This is a genomic window from Streptomyces sp. TP-A0356, from assembly GCF_001417775.1.
GTDB lineage: Bacteria > Actinomycetota > Actinomycetes > Streptomycetales > Streptomycetaceae > Streptomyces.
In genome coordinates, this window is record NZ_BBZJ01000016.1 from 291,758 (window position 1) to 312,234 (window position 20,477).

Consider the following 20,477-nt stretch of genomic DNA (forward strand, 5'->3'; position numbering starts at 1 on the left):
GGCGTCAGTTCGCCATCCCCCGCGTCGCCGCACGCGTCAACGAGGCGGAGAACGCCTGGCTCTTCGACCGGCGCTGGGGCGTGGACGTCGCCGTGCCTCCGCCACCCGTTGATCTCCCTGGATCCGCGCCGCTTTGCAATGACGACATCCCGTGCAGAGCCGTCAGTCCCACTCCGCGGGGCCGACCGGGTCATGCGCGCTTGCCGGACCGCCCTCCTCGCGGTTCCGGGCGCACGATGACAACCGGGCATCTCGCATGGTGAGCGACGTGCTGACTGACGGACCCCAGCAGGGCTCGCGCGAACCCACCCCGCCCCCTGCTGCCGACCACCAAGGCCTCGGCCTCCTCGGCGGCTTCCAGAAGCACGTCGGCGGTATTGCCACGCATCACAAGCGTCCTGACCGATGCGGCTCCCTCGGCTCCCAGCACATCGTTCAGCTCCTCGCTCAGTCGTTGCCGGGCGACGGCCTCGTCGAAGTCAGCGTCCACGGCGAGAGCCGACCAGCCGTACGCGCCGGGCAGATCCCACGCCACCACCACGTCCACGGTGCCGCCGATCAGGCCGGCGTACCGCACGGCCCAGCGCAGTGCCGCGTGCGAGGACGGCGAACCGTCGACGCCGACCACGACACGAGGCCTGGAAGTGTCCGTGCCCATACGTCTCCGCTCTCCTGCGGCCCTCTCTCCGGCCACGCCGAATGCCGTCCTTCACCTCCACGCTGCGCGAGTCCGTCGCCGCGCGCCAGGGAAGGGCAGCCGAGTGGGCCGTATGCGCCGCTCAGTGGGCCGATCGGCCCTTGGCGGGCTGCGGCGAACGGGAAGACTGGGGAGGGTAGGCGTCGAACAGGCCGAACGAGCCCACGCTTCGCCGGCGGACGGCACGACACACGGGCGAGGAAGGTACCGCCATGACGGTCGACGTCATCGCCAAATCGGCACCCGCTCCAGTGCCCCCGGTCCTGACCGACTATGACCGGGCCTGCGCCGAGTTCAGCTGGGCCGCGGCACGCGAGCAGCTTGCCGGGCTGCCGGACGGCGGTCTGAACATCGGGTACGAGGCCGTCGACCGGCATGTGACCGAGAGCCGGGGGGCGGAGGTCGCCCTACGGTGCGTGCGCCGGGACGGGACGGCCGAGTCCGTCTCGTACGCGGAGCTCGCACGGCTGACGAACAGGTTCGCCCAAGTGCTGCGTTCCCTCGGCGTGGGGCGCGGTGATCGCGTGTTCACCCTGCTCGGCCGGTGTCCGGAACTCTTCACGGTGGTTTTGGGCACGCTCAAGAACACGTCGGTGCTCTGCCCGCTCTTCTCGGCCTTCGGACCGGATCCCGTGGCGCAGCGCATGCGGCGGGGAAACGCCCGTGTTCTGGTCACCACCGAGCAGCTGTATCTGCGCAAGGTCGCCCCCGTGCGGGACCGCCTCCCCGAACTCGCTCACGTTCTGATCGTCGGGGAGCGCAGCCAGGACCTTCCCGGCACGCTCTCCCTCGGCGCGCTGATGGCGAGGGCCGACGAGGATTTCACTGTGCCTCACACCGATCCCGACGAGGTGGCGCTGCTGCACTTCACCAGCGGCACCACCGGCGCGCCCAAGGGCGCGGTCCACGTGCACGAGGCGGTCGTGGCCCACCACGTCACGGCCGCGTACGCGCTGGACCTCCAGCCGGAAGACAGGTACTGGTGCACCGCCGATCCGGGCTGGGTCACCGGCATGTCGTACGGGATCATCGCCCCGCTCACGCACGGCGTCACGGTCGTCGTGGACGAGGGCGACTTCGACGCACGCCGCTGGTACGGCATCCTCGCCGAGGAGCGGGTCACGGTCTGGTACACCGCCCCCACAGCTCTACGCATGCTGATGCGGGCGACGCCCCGGCAGGGCCCGTACGACCTGCCGCGCTCGTTCGACCTGACGGCGCTCCGCTTCATCGCGTCCGTCGGCGAGCCGCTCAACCCCGAGGTGGTGCTGTGGGGCCAGGACGTGCTGGGGCTCCCAGTGCACGACAACTGGTGGCAGACCGAGACCGGCTGCATCGTCATCGCCAACCTGGCGGCCTGCCCGGTCAAGCCCGGGTCGATGGGCCGCCCTCTGCCGGGCATGGCGGCGACCGTCCTGGCCCGCGCGCCCGACGGCACGGTGTGGCGTTCGCCCGAGGGACGCGTCCGAGAGATCCAGGAGCCCGGCCAGGAGGGGGAGCTGGCGTTGCGGCCGGGCTGGCCGTCGATGTTCCGCGGTTATCTGCACGCCGAGGACCGGTACGCGGCCTGCTTCGCCGACGGCTGGTACCTGACCGGGGACATCGTTCGCAGGGACGCGGACGGCTACTTCTGGTTCGTGGGCCGCGGTGACGACGTCATCAAGACCGCCGGCCACCTCGTCAGCCCGTTCGAGGTGGAGAGCGCCCTCCTGGAACACCCGCAGGTGGCCGAGGCGGGAGTGATCGGACGCCCGGACCCGACCGCCGGAGCGATCGTGAAGGCGTATGTGTCCCTGCGCCCGGGCGTGGAGCCGGACGACGACATCCGTCGTGACCTCCTCGCCTTCGCCCGCCGCAAACTGGGGCCTGCGGTGGCGCCCCGCGAGATCGCCTTCGACCGGAATCTGCCCCACACCAGGAGCGGCAAGGTCATGCGGCGGCTGCTGCGGGCGCGCGAGCTCGGCCTGCCGGAAGGCGACACCTCGACCCTCGAGTCGCCCGAACCGCCTGAGTCATCGGTACCGCCCGGAGCTCCGAAGGCCACCGAGTACCACGAAGGCTCGGAGCGCCTGCCATGAGCACCACCCGCAGGAAGCAGTCGGCCAAGGGCACCCGCCACGCCACGCACCAGGACGCCGCCGCCAAACACCACCGGGACCTCCTGGCCTCCATGCTGCTGATCCGCCGCTTCGAGGAACGCTGTGTCGAGCTGTACAGCGCCGCGAAGATCCGGGGGTTCGTGCACCTCTACATCGGGGAGGAGGCCGTGGCGGTCGGCGTGCTCCAGGCACTCGATGAGGCCGACGCGGTGGTCTCCACCTACCGCGAACACGGCCACGCCCTCGCCCGTGGCGTGCCCACGGACGCCGTCATGGCGGAGATGTACGGCAAGGCCACCGGGTGCAGCCACGGACGCGGAGGTTCCATGCACCTGTTCGACGCGGGCCGCCGCTTCTACGGCGGCAACGCGATCGTCGGCGGCGGCATCCCGCTCGCCGCAGGGCTCGCCCTCGCCGAGAAGATGCGCGGCGGAACGGGCATCGTGTGCTGCTTCTTCGGCGACGGCGCCTTCGCTGAGGGCGAGTTCCACGAGACCGCGAACCTCGCCACCCTGTGGGGTCTGCCGCTGCTGCTCGCCTGCGAGAACAACCTGTACGCGATGGGCACGCCGCTCCCCGTCGAGCACGCACAGACCGACCTGGCCATGCGCGCCGCCTCCTATGGCATGCCCGCCTGGGCCGTCGACGGCATGGACGTCCTCGCCGTCGAGGAGGCGGCATGCCGCGCGGTCGACGGTATCCGCGCGGGGCACGGCCCGCACTTCCTCGAACTGCGCACCTATCGCTTCCGCGCCCACTCCATGTACGACCCTGACCGTTACCGCGACAAGGCCGAGATCGAACGCTGGCGTGCCCGGGACCCGCTGACGCTGCTCGCGGAACGGATCAGGGCGGCGGGCGAGTTGGACGACGCGTCGTACGCCGACCTGGACCGGCGCGCCGCGGACGAGGTCGATCAGGCGGTGGCGGCCGCCGAGGCCGCTCCGGTGGAACCCGTGACCGACCTCCTCCGGTACGTCAGCGCGGCCCCCGGCGACCTGCCGGAGGCACGCCGATGACGAGTGTCACAACGACGTACCGCGAGGCGCTGCGCGAAGCCCTCCGCGAGGCGCTGTCCTCCGATGACCGGGTCTTCCTGCTCGGCGAGGACGTCGGCAAGTACGGCGGCGCCTTCGGCGTCAGCCTCGGCCTGGTCGAGGAGTTCGGCCCCGAGCGGGTACGCGACACCCCGCTGTCCGAGTCGGCGTTCGTCGGCGCGGGCATCGGCGCCGCCATCGCCGGCATGCGGCCCATCGTCGAGATCATGACGGTCAACTTCAGCCTGCTGGCCCTTGACCAGATCCTCAACAACGCCGCCACGCTGCTGCACATGTCCGGCGGGCAGCTCTCGGTACCAGTTGTCATCAGGATGACCACCGGCGCCGGACGGCAGCTCGCCGCACAGCACTCACACAGCCTGGAAGGCTGGTACGCCCACATCCCCGGCATCCGCGTCCTCGCGCCCGCGACGCTTCCGGACGCGCGCGGCATGCTCGCCCCCGCGCTCGCCGACCCCGACCCCGTGGTCATCTTCGAACACGGCTCCCTCTACAACGTCACCGGCGAACTCACCGCCACCGACGGCCCTTCGGACCTCTCCTCGGCGGCCGTCCGCCGCTCGGGCGAGGACATCACGCTGCTCACCTACGGCGGTTCACTGCCCAAAGCCCTCGCCGCGGCGGACGTCCTCGCCGCGGAGGGCATCAGCGCAGAAGTCGTGGACCTCCGCACACTGCGCCCCCTCGACGACGCCACGATCATGGCCTCGGTGGCCAGAACGCACCGTGCCGTCATCGTCGACGAGGGCTGGCGCACCGGCAGTCTCGCCGCCGAGATCTCCGCCCGGATCACCGAACAGGCCTTCTACGAACTCGACGCACCCGTGAGGCGGGTGTGCAGCGCCGAGGTGCCGATCCCTTACGCCAGACACCTGGAGGAGGCGGCGCTGCCACAGGCGGACGACGTCGTCGCGGCGGCACGTGAGGCGGTGGGGCACCGTGGGTGAGTTCACCATGCCGTCGCTCGGCGCGGACATGGCGGCGGGCACACTGCAGGAGTGGCTCGTCGCCCCCGGTGACACCGTGACGCGCGGCGATGTGATTGCCGTGGTCGACACCGACAAGTCCGCCGTCGAGATCGAGTGCTTCGAGTCGGGAACCGTCGGCCGCCTGCTGGTCGCGCCCGGCACCAGGGTCCCCGTGGGCACGCCGATGGCTCTCATCGAGGGGGCCGAGGCGGCGAGGGCCCCAGACCACGTTGGGCAGCCGACGCCACCACCGCCCGCACCCCCGCCCCCGCCCCCGCCCCCGACACCCATGGCACCGCCTACGGCCGCACCGGCGCTGGAGGCCGCCGTGGTCCACGCCGAAGCCGGGCCGCTGGTGCGGCACCTTGCCGGCGAGCGGGGCATCGATCTGGCGACGGTGCATGGCAGTGGCCCCGGCGGCAGGATCACCCGCACCGACGTCGAGCGGGCCGCACCCACGTGTGGCCGACGGGTGCGCGCCACGCCCTACGCCCGGCGGCTCGCCGGCGAACTGCACGTCGACCTCGGCACCGTGCACGGCAGTGGCGAGAACGGAGCCGTACGGGCGGCCGACGTGGAGGAGGCGGCGCGCAGGCACACCGCACCGGCAATCGCTCCTGCCGTCGAAGAAGCCCCGCCCCCCCTGGAAGTGCCGCCCTGGGCCGGGACGGCCGCGCCGGAGCCCGCAGCCATGCGCCGGGCGGTCGGCGACCTGATGAGCCGCGCCAAGCGGGAGATCCCGCACTACTACCTGGCCACGAAGATCGACATGAACGCAGCCGTCGCATGGCTGCACGGACGGAACCGGGAACTGCCGGTGGGCGAACGGATGGTGCCCGCCGCGCTGTTGCTCAAAGCCGTGGCCACCGCTGCCCTCCAGGTCCCCGATCTCAACGGCTTCTGGCAGGACGGGGGTTTCGTGCCGGGCCACGGCGTGCACCTCGGTTTCGCCGTCTCACTGCGCGACGGAGGTCTCGTCGCGCCCGTGATCCACGACGCGGACTCCCTCTCGCCGGTGCAGCTGATGGCTCGGATGAAGAGCCTTGTCGAGGGGGCCCGAAGGGGACGGCTGCGCGGCACGGAGATCACCGGAGGCACCCTGACCGTCACCAGCCTCGGCGATCAGGGCGTCGAGTCCGTCTTCGGCGTCATTCACCCACCCCAGGTCGCCCTGGTCGGCTTCGGAGCCGTGGTCGAGCGTCCATGGGCGGACCACGGCATGCTCGGGGTGCGGCCGGTCGTGACGGCCACCCTGTCCGCGGACCACCGAGCCACCGACGGCGCCGTGGGCGCCCGGTTCCTGACCGCCATCGACCGCCTGCTGCAGAGACCGGAGGACCTGTGATGGACCGGAGCGAAGCCCGGACGGTCGTCGAGGAAGCCATCACTCAGGTGGTGCCGGGCGCCGACCTCACCCGACTGGACCTGGACGCCCCGTTCCGCGACGCGCTCGAATTCGACTCGCTGGACTTCCTCAGCTTCGTGGAGATCCTGTCCGAACGCACCGGCCTGCGCATCGACGAGGAGGACTACCCACAGCTGACGACCTTGCGCGACACCACCGAGTTTCTGGTCGTACGGACGCCATGACCTGGGGCGTGCCTCGTGGCTCCGTGTCCGCTCCGACGGGCCCCGAGTGCGTGTGACCGCCGACCGCTGCGGCTCGTCCCTCGCATCGTCGCCCTTCCACGTGCCGCCGGCGATCACTGCGACCCCGGTCGCAGTGACGAGGCCGACGCCAACAGCCGCGGTGGTCGCCAGATAGGAGGTGAGGGGCGGCGAGGTGATGTTCCCGTGGGCGTCCAGCCACACGGTCGCCGTTTCTCACTTCCGCTGCCGGCCTCCCACCGATGCGGAGGCGATGTGGCCCCCGGGAGCACGGGAAGCGGCAGATGGCTCCCGGACTGCTTCCACTCATGCCGGAGGGGCGCCCGAAGAGCGCCCCTCACCTGCGGAAACGTCCGACCTCACCGTCGGGACGACAGGATTTGAACCTGCGACCCCTTGACCCCCAGTCAAGTGCGCTACCAAGCTGCGCCACGTCCCGTTGCGCTTCCCGCGGCCTTCCGCGTGAACGCGCAGGTAAACCCTACCGCACACCCCTCACACGGCTTCCCACGGGCGTTCGGGGAGACGTCGGGGGAGACGTCGGCCGCCGCCGTGCGCAGTGCCTCCGCCAGGTGGGTCGCCGGTTCCGGCGACCGCGTGCCCGGCCGCGGTGAGCCGCATGCCGTCCCTGCGGCGCTCCAACAGCGGGGCCCCGGCGGGCCGTTCCAGCGAGGCGATCGGCACCGGCCGGCGGCCCAACTCGACGAGCGGGACGGCCGCGTGGACTTCGTGGTCTCCAACGCCAGTGCCATGCCCACCCGGGCCGGTCGCAGTCGGAGCAGGTGGACGAGTTCGTCGACGTGGCCAACGGGGGCGCGGTCCGCTCGGCGACCTGCGGGCGCCGGAGCGGTGAGCGGTATCCCACGGCCCGGGAACGTGCCCAATCTGTCGATGGCGTAAGGGCGTTGGAAGGGCAGCGGCGGGGGTCCAGGCCGGTTCGCAGGGCCGAGCTCTCCGTCCCCGTACGCGAGGGCCTGCGGCCAAACGAAAGGCATGGGCCGGAGAGGCGCAACGTGGTTGCAACGTGCTCCGTGCTGGGATGGGCCGGTGACCACGGACATGACCCCGCGCGTGGAGCTGACCCCCGCGGCCGCCGAGCTGGTGCGGCGGCTGCGGGAGGTCCACGGGCCGCTGATGTTCCACCAGTCCGGTGGCTGCTGCGACGGCAGCGCCCCCATGTGCTACCCCGAGGGCGAGTTCCGTACCGGCGGTTCGGACGTGCTGCTCGCACAGTTGGAGGTCGACGGGGTGGAAGAGCCGGTGGGCTTCTGGATGTCGAGGAGCCAGTACGAGGTGTGGAGCCACACCCGGCTGATCGTGGACGTCGTGGCGGGCCGGGGCAGCGGCTTCTCCCTGGAAGCACCCGAAGGAGTGCGTTTTCTCATCCGTTCCCGCGTCGTCGAGGCCTGAGCACCCCCCAGGACACCGCCGTCTGGTGCACTTCCCCTGAGTCCTGCGGGAGTTGACGAGACATCAGGGGGAAGCGTGACGCGTCACGGCACACGGCTCAGAACGGCACTGACGGTTCTCGCGGCATGGAGCGCGCTGGCCGGTGCGGCCCTCACGGGGGCCGCACCGGCCAGTGGTACGCAGAGCGCCAGGGCGATCGCATCGGGGGTCCAGTACCGGCAGTTCGACATCTCCGCGGCACACGGGGTGGCACACGCGCACCTCATCAGCGTCGACCTGCGCAACCGGCACGTACGGGTCGACCTGCTGTACCCGGGTTCGGTGGCGGCCCGCGCCCCCGTCTCGCGGCTCGCCGACGCACGGGGCGCCGTCGCGGGGATCAACGGCGACTTCTTCAACATCAACGAGACCCAGCACCCGGGAGTGGCTGCGACCGGCTCGCCCGTCGGTCCGGCCGTCGCGAGCGGGCACACGCTCAAGGCCGCCGTACCGCGGGGGCAGCGCTTCGGGCCCGACCTCCCGCCGGGCACGAGCACCGAGGACGTGCTCGGGGTGGGCGCCGACCGCACGGCCCGCCTCGACCGGCTGGTGCTCAACGGCACGGTGAGCACACCCCGGGGTCGGCTGAGGCTCGGCGGGCTGAACCAGTACGCGCTGGCACAGGGGTCGATCGGGGCGTACACCTCGGACTGGGGCACCGTCTCACGGGTACGGGCCACCTGCGGCACCGACACCGACCGGGCCGCCCCGTGCAGCACGGACACACACGAGGTGACCGTCAGGAACGGCCGGGTCGTCGCCACGGCCGACCGGCCCGGCACCGGTCCCATCCCGTCCGGCACCACGGTGCTGGTCGGCCGTGAGGCGGGGGCGCGGCAACTGCGCGCTCTGTCCAAGGGCGAGCCGGTGCGGGTGCGCAGCCGTCTGGTGGCGGCCTCGTCCCGGGTCCCGTACCGCTTCGCCATCGGCGGCTACCCGGTGCTGCGGCACGGCAGCCCGCTGTCCGGTCTGGACGACGGGACGTCCACCGTGCGCACCGCGGTGGGCATCGCCGACGGCGGCCATCGTCTGCTGCTCCTCGCCCTCGACGGGGCGGTCGGCTACCGCAGCGGCCTCACCGTCGCCGAAGTCGCCTCCACCCTGCGGGGACTGGGCGCCACGGACGGCTTCAACCTCGACGGCGGTGGCTCCACGACGCTGGTCGTCCGGCCGAGGGGCGCGGGCTCGGTGACCGTGCGCAACCATCCCAGCGGGGGCACCGAACGCCCGGTCCCGGACGCCATCGGGGTCTTCGCCGGCTTCTGAGGTCACCGGCTTCTGAGGTCACCGGCTTCTGAGGTCACCGACTTCTGAAGGTCACGGGCGCAGACTGCTGACGATCTGCGCCGTCGCGGCCAGCCCCTGGTGAATGGTCGGGGCCATGCTGGAGCTGGCCAGGAAGAAGCCGAGCAGCAGGCAGACGAGGGCGTGCGAGATCTTCAACGCGCCGTTGCGCAGGAAGATCACCGCAATGATCAGGAGCAACAGCACCACAGAGATGGAAATGGCCATCGTCAACCTCCTTCGCCACGCCAACTTCGCGGCTTTCGGCCGCAAGTGTGGCGTAGCGAGGGGTTGGTCCGTGCGGCTGACGTGTCCGCCGAACGTGTGGTTCTACGGCCGCTCGTGGGCGTCCAGGAACAACTCCAGGTCGGCGAGGTCGTCGAGGTCGGCGAGGTCGTCGGTGTTGACGTAGTGGACGCCGGCGTCGAACAGTTCGTCCACAGGGCGCCCCGGGCCGGGCCCGCCGCGTCGGGCGTGGCCCGGAACCGCGCGCGGAGACGCCCGTCCCCGGGCATGGGGACGGGCCCGTCCGGAAGGAGCACCTACGCTGGCGGACGAAGGTCGACCAGGTCGGTCAGCGCCTCACGATGGCCGCCGGCGGTTCCGTACGCGATCGAATCCGCCTTCGCCCGCTTCAGATACAGATGGACCGGATGCTCCCAGGTCATACCGATCCCGCCGTGCAGTTGAAGGGCCTCCTCGGCGGCGTGGACGGCGACGGGCGCCGCGTACGCCCCGGCGACGGCGACCGCGATGTCCGTGTCCTCGCTGCCCGTGTCCTCGCTGCCCGTGGCGAGCGCGTCGGCGGCGTTCCGCGCGGCGGCCCGCAGGCCCACGACCTCCAGCCACAGCTGCGCCAGCCGGTGCTTGAGCGCCTGGAACCCGCCGACGGGCCGGTTGAACTGCTTGCGCTCCTTCAGATAGCGCACGGTCTCCGTCAGACACCAGTCCGCGACGCCGAGTTGCTCGGAGGCGAGCAGGCCGGCTCCCGCGCGCAGGGCCCGGCGCACGGCGGCCCGTGCGTCATCCGTGAGAGGGCGGCCGGGCGCCCCGTCGAGCGTGACCGTGGCGAGCGGCCGGGTGAGGTCGAGGGAGACCTGCGGGGTGACGGTCACGGCGGCCGTGTCCGAGGTGTACACCGCGTACAGGCCACCGTCCTCGGCCGGGACCAGCAACACATCGGCGACGGCCGCGTCCGCGACGGTGGTCAACTCCCCGTACAGCGCCCCGTCTTCCCGTCGTACGAGGCCGTAGCCGCCGCCGGGCCCGGCGGACAGCCCGACGGCGAGCGCGCCCACCGTCCGACCGGACGCCAGCTCGGCCAGCAGCTTCCCGGCCTCCTCGCCCGCGCAGGCGAGCAGGGCCTCGGTGGCCACCACGGCGCTGGTGAGATACGGCACCGGAGCGACCGCTCGCCCCAACTCCTCCAGTACGACGGCGGCTTCACGGTGCGAGGCGCCCTGCCCGCCCAGGGACTCCGGCACGAGCAGCCCGGCCAGACCCATCCCCTCGGCGAGCGCCTTCCACAGCGCGCGGTCGTGCGGGGTGTCCGACTCGACGCGGGCCAGGACGCCCGCCGGGTCGCAGTGGTCGGCGAGGAGGCCGCGGAGGGCGGAGCGCAGCGCCTCTTCCTCCTCCGAGTAGAGCAGATCGGGCTGCGTCGTCATCGGGCCAGGTCCTTCCATGCGACGTCCTTGTCGGTGCGCGGCTCGGCGGGCAGGCCCAGGACGCGCTCGGCGACGATGTTCAGCAGGACCTCGCTGGTCCCGCCTTCGATGCTGTTGCCCTTGGAGCGCAGATAGCGGTAGCCGGCCTCACGGCCGGTGAAGTCCACCAGTTCGGGGCGGCGCATGGTCCAGTCGTCGTACAACAGGCCCTCCGCGCCGAGGAGTTCGACCTCCAGACCGCTGATCTCCTGGTTGAGGCGGGCGAAGGCGAGCTTCATTCCGGAGCCCTCGGGGCCGGGCTGGCCCGCGGAGAGCTGCTGGCGCAGCCGCTCGCCGGTGAGCCGGGCGACCTCGGCCTCGACCCACAGCGCCAGCAGCCGCTGGTGCAGGTCATGGGTGCGCAGTTCGGGGCGCTCACGCCAGGTCTTCGCGACCGGGCCGATCATGCCGCCCTCGCGCGGGATGCGCATCCCGCCGATGGACACGCGCTCGTTCATCAGCGTGGTCTGCGCGACGCGCCAGCCGTCGCCGATCTCGCCGAGGCGGCGGGAGTCGGGGATGCGGACGCCGGTGAGGAAGACCTCGTTGAACTCGGCCTCGCCGGTGACCTGACGCAGCGGCCGGACCTCGACGCCCGGGTCGGTCATGTCACAGATGAAGTAGGTGATGCCCTGGTGCTTGGGCACGTCCGGGTCGGTGCGGGCGATGAGGATCGCCCAGCGGGCCAGGTGGGCGCTGGAGGTCCACACCTTCTGCCCGTTGACGACCCAGTCATCACCGTCGCGGACCGCCCGGGTGCCGAGCGCGGCGAGGTCGGATCCGGCGCCGGGCTCGCTGAACAGCTGGCACCACACCTCCTCGCCCACCCACAGGGGCCTCAGATAGAGCCGCTTCTGCTCCTCGGTGCCGTAGCGGAGGATCGTCGGCGCGGCCATGCCCAGGCCGATGCCGATGCGCCGCGGGTCGTTGTCGGGTGCGCCCGCGGCCTCCAGCTCGGCGTCGACGGCCGCCTGGAGCGAGCGCGGGGCGCCGAGGCCGCCGAGGCCCGCGGGGTAGTGCACCCACGCGAGTCCGGCGTCGAACCGGGCCCGAAGGAAGTCGCGGCGGCCGGTGGTGGCGGGCGGATACGCGGCCAGCAACTCCCGGGTGCGGTGCCGCAGTTCGGCGGCGTCGGTCATGCCGCTCCTCCCTCGTCGAGACCGGGGATCACGGCGACGCGCCCCGTGGTGACACCGTCGGCGACCCGCTGGACCGCGGCCGCGGCGTCCTTCAGCGGCAGGCGCTCGCTGACGAGGGGCTTGACGACGCCCCGGGCGGCCAGCTCGGTGAGCCGCTCGTGGCAGTGCTGGATCAGCTTCGGATTCCTGGTGTTGTACAGGCCCCAGTGCAGGCCGAGGATCGAGTAGTTCTTGACGAGGGCGTGATTGAGCGCGGGGCTGGGGATCGACCCGCTGGCGAAGCCGACCACGACGATGCGCCCCTCGAAGGCCACGACCTTCGCGGACTGCGCATAGGCCTCCCCGCCGACCGGATCGTAGATCACGTCCGCGCCCCGGCCGCCGGTGGCCTCCTTCACGGCGGCGACGACGTCCTCGGCGCGCCGGTCGATCACCACGTCGCAGCCCAGCTCCCGGGCCACGGCGGCCTTGTCACCGCCGCCGACGACGCCGATGACGGTGGCGCCCGCGGCCTTGCCGAGCTGCACGGCCGCGCTGCCGACCCCTCCGGCGGCAGCGTGGACGAGCAGGGTCTCGCCGGCCTCCAGACCGGCCCGGCGGTGCAGGCCGAACCAGCCGGTCTGGTACCCGATGTGCAGGGCGGCCGCCTCGGCGTCGTCGAGGGCCTCGGGCGCGGGCAGCACGGCCGCGGCATCGGCGATCGCGTACTCGGCGAAGCCGCCGTGGGGCAGCGCCGGGTTGGCGATCACCCGTCGCCCGTCCTCGGTCTCGCCGCAGATCTCCACGCCGGGCGTGAACGGCAGCGCGGGCCGGATCTGGTACTGCCCGCGGCACAGCAGCGCGTCCGGGAAGTTGATGTTCGCGGCCCGCACCTTGAGCAGGACCTGGCCGTCACCGGGCGTGGGCCGCTCCACCTCGTGGAGCCGCATCACCTCGCGCGGCTCGCCGTTCTCGTGCACTTGCCATGCCCGCATGCGCGGCCTCCAGGCGTCGTCTGACCGGGGTCCGTCGCATACTAAGCGGTCGCTTGCCCTTCAGGGAACAGCCCTTCAGGACAGTCCTTCAGGGAACAGTCGGGCGCGTCACGAACCGACGGGCCGGGCGCGTACGTGCATCCGCTCGCCCTGGGGGCCGAACAGGCTGAGGAACTCCACCGGCCCCTCCCCCGTCGACCCGAACCAGTGCGGCACTCGGGTGTCGAACTCGGCCGCCTCCCCCGCGGTGAGCACCACGTCGTGCTCGCCCAGTACCAACCGCAGCCGCCCGGACAGCACGTACACCCACTCGTAGCCCTCGTGCGTGCGCGGATCCGGTTCGAGGTGGCGCTGCGGTTCGAGGACCTTGAACGCCTGGAGGCCGCCTGGCTGCCGGGTGAGCGGCCAGTGGGTGCGGCCGTGGCGCACGATCGGCTTGGCGCGCACCCGCGGGTCGCCCACCGGCGGGGCGCCGACCAGTTCGTCCAGCGGCACCTGGTGGGCCTGTGCGATCGGCAGCAGCAGTTCGAGGCTGGGTTTGCGCAGGCCCGATTCGAGGCGCGAGAGGGTGCTGACGGAGATCCCGGTCGCCTCGGACAGCGCCGCGAGGGTCACCTCCCGGTCCTTCCGCAGCCGCCGCAGCCTCGGTCCCACACCCGCGAGAACGTCGTCCGTACTCATGGATCCCATTGCAGTTTCGGCAAACACGTTTGTCAATCCACCAGCGGCGGAGCGACCTTCTCCGTGGAGGTGGTCACCCATGACCGAGGAGTACGAAGTCGTCGTCGTCGGAGGCGGAGCGGCCGGGCTGTCGGCGGCCCTGGTGCTGGGGCGGGCCCGGCGCCGCACGCTCGTCGTCGACGCGGGGGAACCGCGCAACGCGCCCGCCGCGCACATGCAGGGCTATCTGTCGCGGGACGGCATGCCGCCGGCCGAGTTCCTCGCCGTCGGGCGCGAGGAGATCGCTCGGTACGGCGTGGAGCTGGTCCGGGACCGGGCGGTGGACGCCGTCCGCGACGCGGACGGGTTCGACGTGACGCTCGCGAGCGGGCGGACCGCGCGTGCCCGGCGGCTGGTGGTCGCCACCGGGCTGAAGGACGAGCTGCCCACGATCCCCGGTGTGGCCGAGCGCTTCGGCCGTGACGTGGTGCACTGCCCGTACTGCCACGGCTGGGAGGTGCGCGACCAGGCCTTCGGGGTGCTGGCGACGTCGGCGCAGAGCGTCCATCAGGCGCTGCTGGTCAGCCACTGGTCGAAGGACGTGACGCTGTTCCTGCACGACCTCGGCGAGGACCGGCTGTCGGACGAGGAGTCGCGCAGGCTGGCCGCGGCGGGCGTGCGCATCGTGCCGGGCGTGGTCGCGGGACTGGTCGTCGAGGACGACCGGCTGACCGGCGTCCGTCTGGCCGACGGCTCCACGCACGCCCGGTCCGTGGTCTTCGTCGCGCCCCGCTTCGTGCCGCGCACGCAGCTGCTGGAACGGCTCGGGGCCGAGGTGCGGGAGACGCCGTTCGGCACCGCCCCGGTGGTCGACGAGACGGGCCGCACCACCGTGCCCGGCGTGTGGGCGGTGGGCAACGCGACACTCGTCACCCAGCAGGTGGTGAACTCCGCCGCGGGCGGCGGCCTGGCCGCGGCCACCCTCAACAACGAGCTGGTGTTCGAAGACTTGGACGCCGGACCGCAGGCCGGGGCCCGGGTGTAGACCCGCCGCCTCCGGTGCACCATGACTGCATGCTGCTGAGCCGGCTCGCCCAGGTGTCCCAGGAGGTCGCCGCCACATCGGCGCGGTCCCGGAAGATCGCGCTGCTCGGCGGGCTCTTCCGGGACGCCGAGGCGGACGACGTACCGATCGTCATTCCCTATCTGGCCGGGCGGCTGCCCCAGGGGCGGCTCGGCATCGGGTGGAAGATCCTCGACCAGCGGATTCCGCCCGCCGCCGAGCCCACCCTCACCGTGCGCGACGTGGACGCCCGGCTGACCCTCATCGGTGGCGTCACCGGCACCGGCTCACAGGCCGAACGCAGGCGGCTGGTGGGCGAGTTGCTGGCGGCTGCCACCGGGGAGGAGCAGCGGTTCCTGTTCGGACTGCTCACCGGTGAGGTGCGGCAGGGCGCGCTCGACGCCCATGCCGTCGAGGGGCTGGCCGAGGCGACCGGGGCCGCCTCGGCTGACGTACGGCGGGCCGTCATGCTGGCCGGGTCGCTCCAGACGGTGGCGCGGGCCCTGCTCGCCGACGGTCCGGCGGCACTCGACCGGTTCCGGCTCACGGTCGGCCGCCCCGTCCTGCCGATGCTCGCGCAGACCGCGTCCTCGGTCTCCGAGGCCGTCGGGAAGCTGGGCGCGTGCGCGGTCGAGGAGAAGCTCGACGGCATCCGTGTCCAGGTCCACCGGGACGGCGACGACGTACGCGTCTACACCCGCACCCTGGACGACATCACCGACCGGTTGCCGGAGCTGACCTCCGCGGCCGGGGAGCTGGCGGGCGAACGGTTCATCCTGGACGGTGAGGTCATCGCCCTGGACGAGGGCGGGCGGCCGCGCTCCTTCCAGGAGACGGCCGGGCGAGTCGGCTCCCGGCTGGACGTGGCGACGGCAGCCGCGGCCGTCCCCGTCTCCCCCGTGTTCTTCGACGCGCTGTCCGTGGACGGCCGGGACCTGCTGGACCTGCCGTTCGCGGACCGCCACGCCGAGCTGGCCCGGCTCGTGCCGGAACCCATGCGGGTACGGCGCACGCTCGTGGCCGGACCCGAGGACGCCGCCGCCGCGGAGGACTTCCTCGCCGAGACCCTGGAGCGAGGCCACGAGGGCGTGGTGGTCAAGGGGCTCGACGCCCCCTACAGCGCCGGTCGGCGCGGTGCCTCCTGGCTCAAGGTCAAGCCCGTGCACACCCTCGACCTGGTGGTGCTGGCCGCCGAGTGGGGCCACGGCCGCCGCACGGGCACGCTCTCCAATCTGCACCTCGGCGCCCGCAACCCGGACGGCTCCTTCACGATGCTCGGCAAGACGTTCAAGGGAATGACGGACAAGATGCTCGCCTGGCAGACCGAGCGGCTGCAGGAGCTGGCCGTCGAGAAGCACGGCTGGGGGGTGACCGTGCGTCCCGAGCTCGTGGTCGAGATCGCGTACGACGGGCTGCAGCGGTCCACCCGCTACCCGGCCGGCGTCACCCTGCGCTTCGCCCGGGTGGTGCGTTATCGCGAGGACAAACGGCCGGAGGAGGCGGACACCGTGGAGACGCTGCTGGCCGCTCATCCCGAGGTGGCGCCGTGAGCGGGCAGGGCAGGCGCAGCGCCGGTCTGCTGCTGTTCCGGCACACCGGCCATGGCCCGGAGGTCCTGCTCGGCCATATGGGCGGCCCGTACTTCGCCCGCCGCGACGCCGGGGCGTGGACCGTGCCCAAGGGCGAGTACGAGCCCGACGAACCCCCCTGGGAGGCCGCCCGCCGTGAGTTCCAGGAGGAGCTGGGGCTGCCGCCGCCCGACGGGGAGGCCGTCCCGCTCGGCGAGGTGCGGCAGAGCAACGGCAAGATCGTCACGGCCTGGGCGGTCGAGGGGGAGCTCGATCCGGCGGCGATCGAGCCGGGCACCTTCACGATGGAGTGGCCGCCGAGGTCGGGGCGCATCCAGGAGTTCCCCGAGCTGGACCGTGTGGAGTGGTTCGGGCTCGACCGGGCCCGGGAGGTGATCGTGCCCGCGCAGGCGGCGTTTCTCGACCGTCTCGCGGAGCACTCGGTCTGAGTGCCGAAGGGGAGGCCCGGAGGCGAACCGAAGAGGAGCCCGCACCCGCGTTGCGGTGGCCACCGTCGCGCGGGAAGGTCGAAGCAGAGCCTGTTCTCAGGAGGTCAGCCATGCCCATCGCCACCGTGAACCCGGCGACCGGCGAGACACTCAAGACGTACGACGCCCTCGGCGCGGAGGAGATCGAGCGCAGGCTCGCCGCCGCCGATGACGCGTTCCGTACCCATCGCACGACCACGTTCGCCGAACGGGCACTGCGTATGCACAAGGCGGCCGACCTGCTCGACGAGGACCAGCAGCACATCGCCCGGGTGATGACCACCGAGATGGGCAAGCCCGTCAAGCAGGCCCGCGCGGAGGCCGCGAAGTGTGCCAAGGCGATGCGCTGGTACGCCGACCACGCCCAGGAGCTGCTCGCCGACGAGGAGCCCGCCGACCACGATGTGAAGGACTCGGGCGCCTCACGGGTGCTCGTGCGCTACCGGCCGCTCGGGCCGGTGCTCGCCGTGATGCCGTGGAACTTCCCGTTGTGGCAGGTGATCCGGTTCGCCGCGCCCGCCCTGATGGCGGGCAACGTGGGGCTGCTCAAGCACGCCTCGAACGTCCCACAGACCGCGCTCTACCTGGAGGACCTGTTCCGCCGGGCGGGATTCGCGGAGGGCTGCTTCCAGACGCTGCTCATCGGCTCCGGGGAGGTCGAGAGGGTCCTGCGCGACCTGCGGGTCAAGGCCGCCACGCTCACCGGCAGCGAACCGGCGGGCCGGTCCGTCGCCTCGATCGCCGGCGACGAGGTCAAGAAGACGGTCCTGGAGCTGGGCGGCAGCGACCCGTACATCGTGATGCCGTCCGCGGACCTCGACCGGGCCGCCGGGGTCGCCGTCACGGCACGGGTGCAGAACAACGGGCAGTCGTGCATCGCCGCCAAGCGGTTCATCGTGCACACGGACGTGTTCGACGCGTTCACCGAGCGGTTCACCGCCGGCATGACGGCGCTGAGGATCGGGGACCCGATGGAGGAGGAGACCGAGATCGGGCCGCTCTCCAGCGAGCAGGGCCGTGCCGACCTGGAGGAACTCGTCGCCGACGCGGTCGAGAACGGTGCGACGGTGCTGTGCGGCGGCGAGCGCCCCGACCGGCCGGGCTGGTACTACCCGCCCACCGTCCTCGCGGACATCACCCCCGAGATGCGGATCCACCACGAGGAGGCGTTCGGCCCCGTGGCCACGCTCTACCGGGCGGCGGACCTCGACGAGGCGGTGGCGATCGCGAACGACACGCCGTTCGGGCTGAGTTCCAACGTCTGGACGCGCAACGGGACCGAGGTCGACCGCTTCGTACGGGACCTGGAGGCCGGTGGCGTGTACGTCAACGGGATGACGGCGTCCCATCCGGCGTTCCCGTTCGGCGGGGTCAAGCGCTCGGGGTACGGTCGCGAGCTGTCGGAGCACGGAATCCGCGAGTTCTGCAACATCACCACCGTATGGCACGGGGCGTGAACGTTCCGGAGCTACGATCCCCCCTGTGAACCGCGAAGTGACCCTGCCTCTGATCGTCGACGACCGCGGCACGTTGCAGGTGGCGGCCGCGGACGTCAGCAAGCTGCTGCGTACGGTGGGCGGCCGGTGGCTGCGGCTGGTGGAGGCCGGTGAGGAGGGGCTGGACGAGGACACGGTGGCCGCACTGACCATCGAGCTCGCGAAGCTGGCCGACCGGATCGACGTGGCGTGCATCGCGCACAGCAGTGGTTCGCTTCAGTAGGCCGCGCCACCTTCGTTCACAGGGGCGCCGGAGCCGATCCCCTGCCGTCCAGTTCCCACAGGGCGTGCCAGAACCTGGCTTCGTAGCTGCCCAGCAGGCGGCCGTAGCGGTGTGCGCGGGCCTCGTCCAGGCTGTCGGTGTCCAGGCCCTCCTGAATCGCCGCCCGGGCCTTTCGGTCCAGCTCCGGGGACGGCTCGGCGAAGAGGTCGAAGAAGGCGCAGGCCGCGTCGCCGAAGCCGTACTGGCGGCGCAGGGCCAGCGCGATCGTCGCGCAGTAGCGGCCCCAGGTGGCGAAGTTGACGCTGAGGGCCAGTGCGACGTCGGCCGGCTCGCCGTTCAGGGCGAGCCAGGCCACATAGGCCGGGTAGGCCTGGCAGTCGGCCAGCGGCTCGTACACGGCCGTCTCCGCCTCGCCCGCTCCGCAGCCGGCGGCGTAGGCCCCCAACCGATCCTGGGCCAGGGCTTCACCCTCCGCGAGCATGGTGAAGAAGGCCGCGCAGGCGGGCCGCTCCCCCGACCGCTCGGCCAGATGAAGGAACGCCCTGCGGTCCGCGGCGATCACATGGCGCTGTTCGAGGGCGAGGGCGGCGAGCGTGGCGGTCCGGGCCGCACCCCGGCCGATCAGCGGGAGCAGCCGGTTGGCGTGCGGGTCCGGGGCGAGCTTCCCGGTGGTCGTCTCCAGCAGTTCCCTGGCCGTCCGGGGCATGGGCGCTCCTCCTGCGTCGAGTCCAGTCGTCACCTTACGCACCCATGGTCTCACTCTGTGCCATCGCTGAAGTGGAGTAATCCGACGAGATATCCCCGCGCCCGCGGGTGATCGTGGGTGGACCACCTCCCTACGGGTGAACCCCCTTCCCGCCGGGGCGAAGAGTCTCCACCAAGGCGAAAGAAGGCGCGCTCCATGGCCACTCTGTGCAGACCCGCGGTCTCCGTCCCGGAACATGTGATCACGATGGAGGAGACGCTCGAACTGGCACGCTCCCGCCATCCGGACCACCCCCAACTCCCGCTGGCACTGCGGCTGATCGCGAACACCGGGGTCCGGACCCGGCACATCGTGCAGCCCATCGAGGAGACGCTGAAGCACCCGGGCTTCGAGGAGCGCAACAACCTCTACGAAGCCGAGGCGAAGGCCCGCGTCCCGGCGGTCGTCCAGCGGGCGCTGGACGACGCCGAGCTGCTGACCACCGACATCGACGTGATCATCTATGTGTCGTGCACCGGGTTCATGATGCCCTCGCTGACCGCATGGCTGATCAACTCGATGAACTTCAACACCGACACGCGGCAGATACCCATCGCCCAGTTGGGCTGCGCAGCCGGCGGTGCGGCCATCAACCGGGCACACGACTTCTGCACGGCCTACCCGGATGCCAACGCGCTGATCGTGGCCTGCGAGTTCTGTTCGCTGTGCTACCAGCCCACCGATCTGGGCGTGGGCTCGCTGCTGTCCAACGGCCTGTTCGGCGACGGCCTGGCGGCCGCGGTCGTGCGCGGCAAGGGCGGTACCGGTATCGAGCTGGAGCGCAACGGCTCCTACCTGATCCCCAAGACCGAGGACTGGATCGCCTACGACGTCCGGGCCACCGGATTCCACTTCCTGCTGGACAAGCGGGTGCCGACCACCATGGCGCCGCTCGCCCCGGCACTCCAGGAACTGGCGCAACAGCACGGCTGGGACGCTTCGGACCTCGACTTCTACATCGTCCACGCGGGCGGCCCGCGGATCCTGGACGACCTGAGCAAGTTCCTCGAAGTACCGCAGGAGGCCTTCCGGTTCAGCCGGGCCACCCTCACCGAGTACGGCAACATCGCGAGCGCCGTCGTCCTGGACGCGCTGCGTCGGCTCTTCGAGGCGGGCGGCGCCGAGCACGCGGCGCGCGGACTGCTCGCCGGGTTCGGACCGGGCATCACGGCGGAGATGGCGCTGGGCCGCTGGCACATCTCCAAGAACGGAAAGAAGTGAGATGACCACCGGCACGAACGACGAAGCGGCG

20 protein-coding genes and 1 tRNA gene are annotated in these 20,477 nt (G+C 71.8%); 13 read left to right on the forward strand and 8 right to left on the reverse strand.

Annotated elements, in window-relative coordinates; genetic code table 11:
• Nucleotides 1-190: 190 nt before the first annotated feature.
• Nucleotides 191-658, reverse strand: a complete 468-nt coding sequence (locus ASC56_RS12090; RefSeq protein ID WP_055491317.1) for a universal stress protein — start codon at nucleotides 656-658, stop codon at nucleotides 191-193.
• A 251-nt stretch (nucleotides 659-909) separates the two neighbouring features.
• On the opposite strand from ASC56_RS12090, the gene acsA reads away from it, so the two are divergent.
• Genes acsA through ASC56_RS12115 form a run of 5 tightly spaced genes read left to right on the forward strand, consistent with a single transcriptional unit; the run spans nucleotide 910 to nucleotide 6,412 of the window.
• The gene (acsA, locus tag ASC56_RS12095; protein WP_055491318.1) at nucleotides 910-2,775 is read left to right on the forward strand and encodes an acetate--CoA ligase; all 1,866 of its coding nucleotides are present in this window, start codon (nucleotides 910-912) and stop codon (nucleotides 2,773-2,775) included.
• Nucleotides 2,772-3,815 carry a pyruvate dehydrogenase (acetyl-transferring) E1 component subunit alpha gene (gene pdhA, locus ASC56_RS12100; protein WP_055491319.1) on the forward strand — a complete coding sequence of 348 codons (1,044 nt, stop codon included), beginning with the start codon at nucleotides 2,772-2,774 and terminating at the stop codon, nucleotides 3,813-3,815. The genes acsA and pdhA overlap by 4 nt, the downstream gene beginning before the upstream one ends.
• A complete protein-coding gene (locus ASC56_RS12105; RefSeq protein ID WP_055491320.1) occupies nucleotides 3,812-4,801 on the forward strand; it encodes an alpha-ketoacid dehydrogenase subunit beta in 990 nt (329 codons plus the stop codon). The genes pdhA and ASC56_RS12105 overlap by 4 nt, the downstream gene beginning before the upstream one ends.
• Nucleotides 4,794-6,167, forward strand: a complete 1,374-nt coding sequence (locus ASC56_RS12110) for a 2-oxo acid dehydrogenase subunit E2 (protein WP_055491321.1) — start codon at nucleotides 4,794-4,796, stop codon at nucleotides 6,165-6,167. Before ASC56_RS12105 ends, ASC56_RS12110 begins: the two co-directional genes overlap by 8 nt.
• Nucleotides 6,167-6,412 carry an acyl carrier protein gene (locus ASC56_RS12115; protein ID WP_055491322.1) on the forward strand — a complete coding sequence of 82 codons (246 nt, stop codon included), beginning with the start codon at nucleotides 6,167-6,169 and terminating at the stop codon, nucleotides 6,410-6,412. The genes ASC56_RS12110 and ASC56_RS12115 overlap by 1 nt, the downstream gene beginning before the upstream one ends.
• 383 nt (nucleotides 6,413-6,795) lie before the next feature.
• Here the strand turns inward: ASC56_RS12115 and ASC56_RS12120 are convergent.
• A tRNA-Pro gene (locus ASC56_RS12120) sits at nucleotides 6,796-6,869 on the reverse strand.
• Between the two features lie 620 nt (nucleotides 6,870-7,489).
• On the opposite strand from ASC56_RS12120, the gene ASC56_RS12125 reads away from it, so the two are divergent.
• Both ASC56_RS12125 and ASC56_RS12130 read left to right on the forward strand, forming a co-directional pair.
• A complete protein-coding gene (locus tag ASC56_RS12125; RefSeq protein WP_055491512.1) occupies nucleotides 7,490-7,840 on the forward strand; it encodes a DUF779 domain-containing protein in 351 nt (116 codons plus the stop codon).
• Between the two features lie 75 nt (nucleotides 7,841-7,915).
• The gene (locus ASC56_RS12130) at nucleotides 7,916-9,145 is read left to right on the forward strand and encodes a phosphodiester glycosidase family protein (RefSeq protein WP_055491323.1); all 1,230 of its coding nucleotides are present in this window, start codon (nucleotides 7,916-7,918) and stop codon (nucleotides 9,143-9,145) included.
• Nucleotides 9,146-9,196: 51 nt separating this feature from the next.
• Here ASC56_RS12130 and ASC56_RS12135 read toward each other — a convergent pair whose 3' ends face one another.
• From ASC56_RS12135 to ASC56_RS12155, 5 genes are all read right to left on the reverse strand, one after another.
• The gene (locus ASC56_RS12135) at nucleotides 9,197-9,391 is read right to left on the reverse strand and encodes a hypothetical protein (RefSeq protein WP_055491324.1); all 195 of its coding nucleotides are present in this window, start codon (nucleotides 9,389-9,391) and stop codon (nucleotides 9,197-9,199) included.
• Nucleotides 9,392-9,705: 314 nt separating this feature from the next.
• On the reverse strand, nucleotides 9,706-10,830 hold the full coding sequence (locus tag ASC56_RS12140) for an acyl-CoA dehydrogenase family protein (protein WP_055491325.1): 1,125 nt from the start codon (nucleotides 10,828-10,830) through the stop codon (nucleotides 9,706-9,708).
• Nucleotides 10,827-12,008, reverse strand: coding sequence for an acyl-CoA dehydrogenase family protein (locus ASC56_RS12145; protein ID WP_055491326.1), 1,182 nt, complete (start codon nucleotides 12,006-12,008; stop codon nucleotides 10,827-10,829). The genes ASC56_RS12140 and ASC56_RS12145 overlap by 4 nt, the downstream gene beginning before the upstream one ends.
• The gene (locus tag ASC56_RS12150) at nucleotides 12,005-12,982 is read right to left on the reverse strand and encodes an NADPH:quinone oxidoreductase family protein (protein WP_055491327.1); all 978 of its coding nucleotides are present in this window, start codon (nucleotides 12,980-12,982) and stop codon (nucleotides 12,005-12,007) included. Before ASC56_RS12150 ends, ASC56_RS12145 begins: the two co-directional genes overlap by 4 nt.
• A gap of 108 nt (nucleotides 12,983-13,090) precedes the next feature.
• On the reverse strand, nucleotides 13,091-13,663 hold the full coding sequence (locus ASC56_RS12155; protein WP_055491513.1) for a helix-turn-helix domain-containing protein: 573 nt from the start codon (nucleotides 13,661-13,663) through the stop codon (nucleotides 13,091-13,093).
• Nucleotides 13,664-13,742: 79 nt separating this feature from the next.
• Between ASC56_RS12155 and ASC56_RS12160 the strand changes: the two genes are divergently transcribed.
• The 5 genes from ASC56_RS12160 (at nucleotide 13,743) to ASC56_RS12180 (ending at nucleotide 18,480) form a co-directional block, all read left to right on the forward strand.
• Nucleotides 13,743-14,687: an NAD(P)/FAD-dependent oxidoreductase gene (locus tag ASC56_RS12160; RefSeq protein ID WP_055491328.1), complete on the forward strand. Its 945-nt coding sequence runs from the start codon at nucleotides 13,743-13,745 to the stop codon at nucleotides 14,685-14,687.
• A gap of 29 nt (nucleotides 14,688-14,716) precedes the next feature.
• Nucleotides 14,717-16,255 (forward strand): ATP-dependent DNA ligase, encoded by a 1,539-nt coding sequence (locus ASC56_RS12165; protein ID WP_055491329.1) that lies wholly within the window; start codon nucleotides 14,717-14,719, stop codon nucleotides 16,253-16,255.
• Nucleotides 16,252-16,722, forward strand: coding sequence for an NUDIX domain-containing protein (locus ASC56_RS12170; RefSeq protein WP_055491330.1), 471 nt, complete (start codon nucleotides 16,252-16,254; stop codon nucleotides 16,720-16,722). The genes ASC56_RS12165 and ASC56_RS12170 overlap by 4 nt, the downstream gene beginning before the upstream one ends.
• Nucleotides 16,723-16,832: 110 nt before the next feature.
• A complete protein-coding gene (locus ASC56_RS12175) occupies nucleotides 16,833-18,218 on the forward strand; it encodes an NADP-dependent succinic semialdehyde dehydrogenase (RefSeq protein ID WP_055491331.1) in 1,386 nt (461 codons plus the stop codon).
• Nucleotides 18,219-18,243: 25 nt separating this feature from the next.
• Nucleotides 18,244-18,480 (forward strand): DUF6213 family protein, encoded by a 237-nt coding sequence (locus ASC56_RS12180; protein WP_055491332.1) that lies wholly within the window; start codon nucleotides 18,244-18,246, stop codon nucleotides 18,478-18,480.
• 16 nt (nucleotides 18,481-18,496) lie between these two features.
• Here the strand turns inward: ASC56_RS12180 and ASC56_RS12185 are convergent, their stop codons facing one another.
• On the reverse strand, nucleotides 18,497-19,186 hold the full coding sequence (locus ASC56_RS12185) for a hypothetical protein (RefSeq protein ID WP_055491333.1): 690 nt from the start codon (nucleotides 19,184-19,186) through the stop codon (nucleotides 18,497-18,499).
• 117 nt (nucleotides 19,187-19,303) lie between these two features.
• Between ASC56_RS12185 and ASC56_RS12190 the strand changes: the two genes are divergently transcribed.
• Nucleotides 19,304-20,446, forward strand: a complete 1,143-nt coding sequence (locus ASC56_RS12190; RefSeq protein ID WP_371330057.1) for a type III polyketide synthase — start codon at nucleotides 19,304-19,306, stop codon at nucleotides 20,444-20,446.
• The last annotated feature ends 31 nt before the right edge of the window (nucleotides 20,447-20,477 follow it).

Excerpts from the sequence above, each read along its gene's own strand:
- ASC56_RS12090 (WP_055491317.1), bottom strand. The coding sequence starts at position 658 with ATGGGCACGGACACTTCCAGGCCTCGTGTCGTGGTCGGCGTCGACGGT.
- acsA (WP_055491318.1), top strand. The coding sequence starts at position 910 with ATGACGGTCGACGTCATCGCCAAATCGGCACCCGCTCCAGTGCCCCCG.
- pdhA (WP_055491319.1), top strand. The coding sequence starts at position 2,772 with ATGAGCACCACCCGCAGGAAGCAGTCGGCCAAGGGCACCCGCCACGCC.
- ASC56_RS12105 (WP_055491320.1), top strand. The coding sequence starts at position 3,812 with ATGACGAGTGTCACAACGACGTACCGCGAGGCGCTGCGCGAAGCCCTC.
- ASC56_RS12115 (WP_055491322.1), top strand. The coding sequence starts at position 6,167 with ATGGACCGGAGCGAAGCCCGGACGGTCGTCGAGGAAGCCATCACTCAG.
- ASC56_RS12125 (WP_055491512.1), top strand. The coding sequence starts at position 7,490 with ATGACCCCGCGCGTGGAGCTGACCCCCGCGGCCGCCGAGCTGGTGCGG.
- ASC56_RS12135 (WP_055491324.1), bottom strand. The coding sequence starts at position 9,391 with ATGGCCATTTCCATCTCTGTGGTGCTGTTGCTCCTGATCATTGCGGTG.
- ASC56_RS12140 (WP_055491325.1), bottom strand. The coding sequence starts at position 10,830 with ATGACGACGCAGCCCGATCTGCTCTACTCGGAGGAGGAAGAGGCGCTG.
- ASC56_RS12145 (WP_055491326.1), bottom strand. The coding sequence starts at position 12,008 with ATGACCGACGCCGCCGAACTGCGGCACCGCACCCGGGAGTTGCTGGCC.
- ASC56_RS12150 (WP_055491327.1), bottom strand. The coding sequence starts at position 12,982 with ATGCGGGCATGGCAAGTGCACGAGAACGGCGAGCCGCGCGAGGTGATG.
- ASC56_RS12155 (WP_055491513.1), bottom strand. The coding sequence starts at position 13,663 with ATGAGTACGGACGACGTTCTCGCGGGTGTGGGACCGAGGCTGCGGCGG.
- ASC56_RS12160 (WP_055491328.1), top strand. The coding sequence starts at position 13,743 with ATGACCGAGGAGTACGAAGTCGTCGTCGTCGGAGGCGGAGCGGCCGGG.
- ASC56_RS12165 (WP_055491329.1), top strand. The coding sequence starts at position 14,717 with ATGCTGCTGAGCCGGCTCGCCCAGGTGTCCCAGGAGGTCGCCGCCACA.
- ASC56_RS12175 (WP_055491331.1), top strand. The coding sequence starts at position 16,833 with ATGCCCATCGCCACCGTGAACCCGGCGACCGGCGAGACACTCAAGACG.
- ASC56_RS12185 (WP_055491333.1), bottom strand. The coding sequence starts at position 19,186 with ATGCCCCGGACGGCCAGGGAACTGCTGGAGACGACCACCGGGAAGCTC.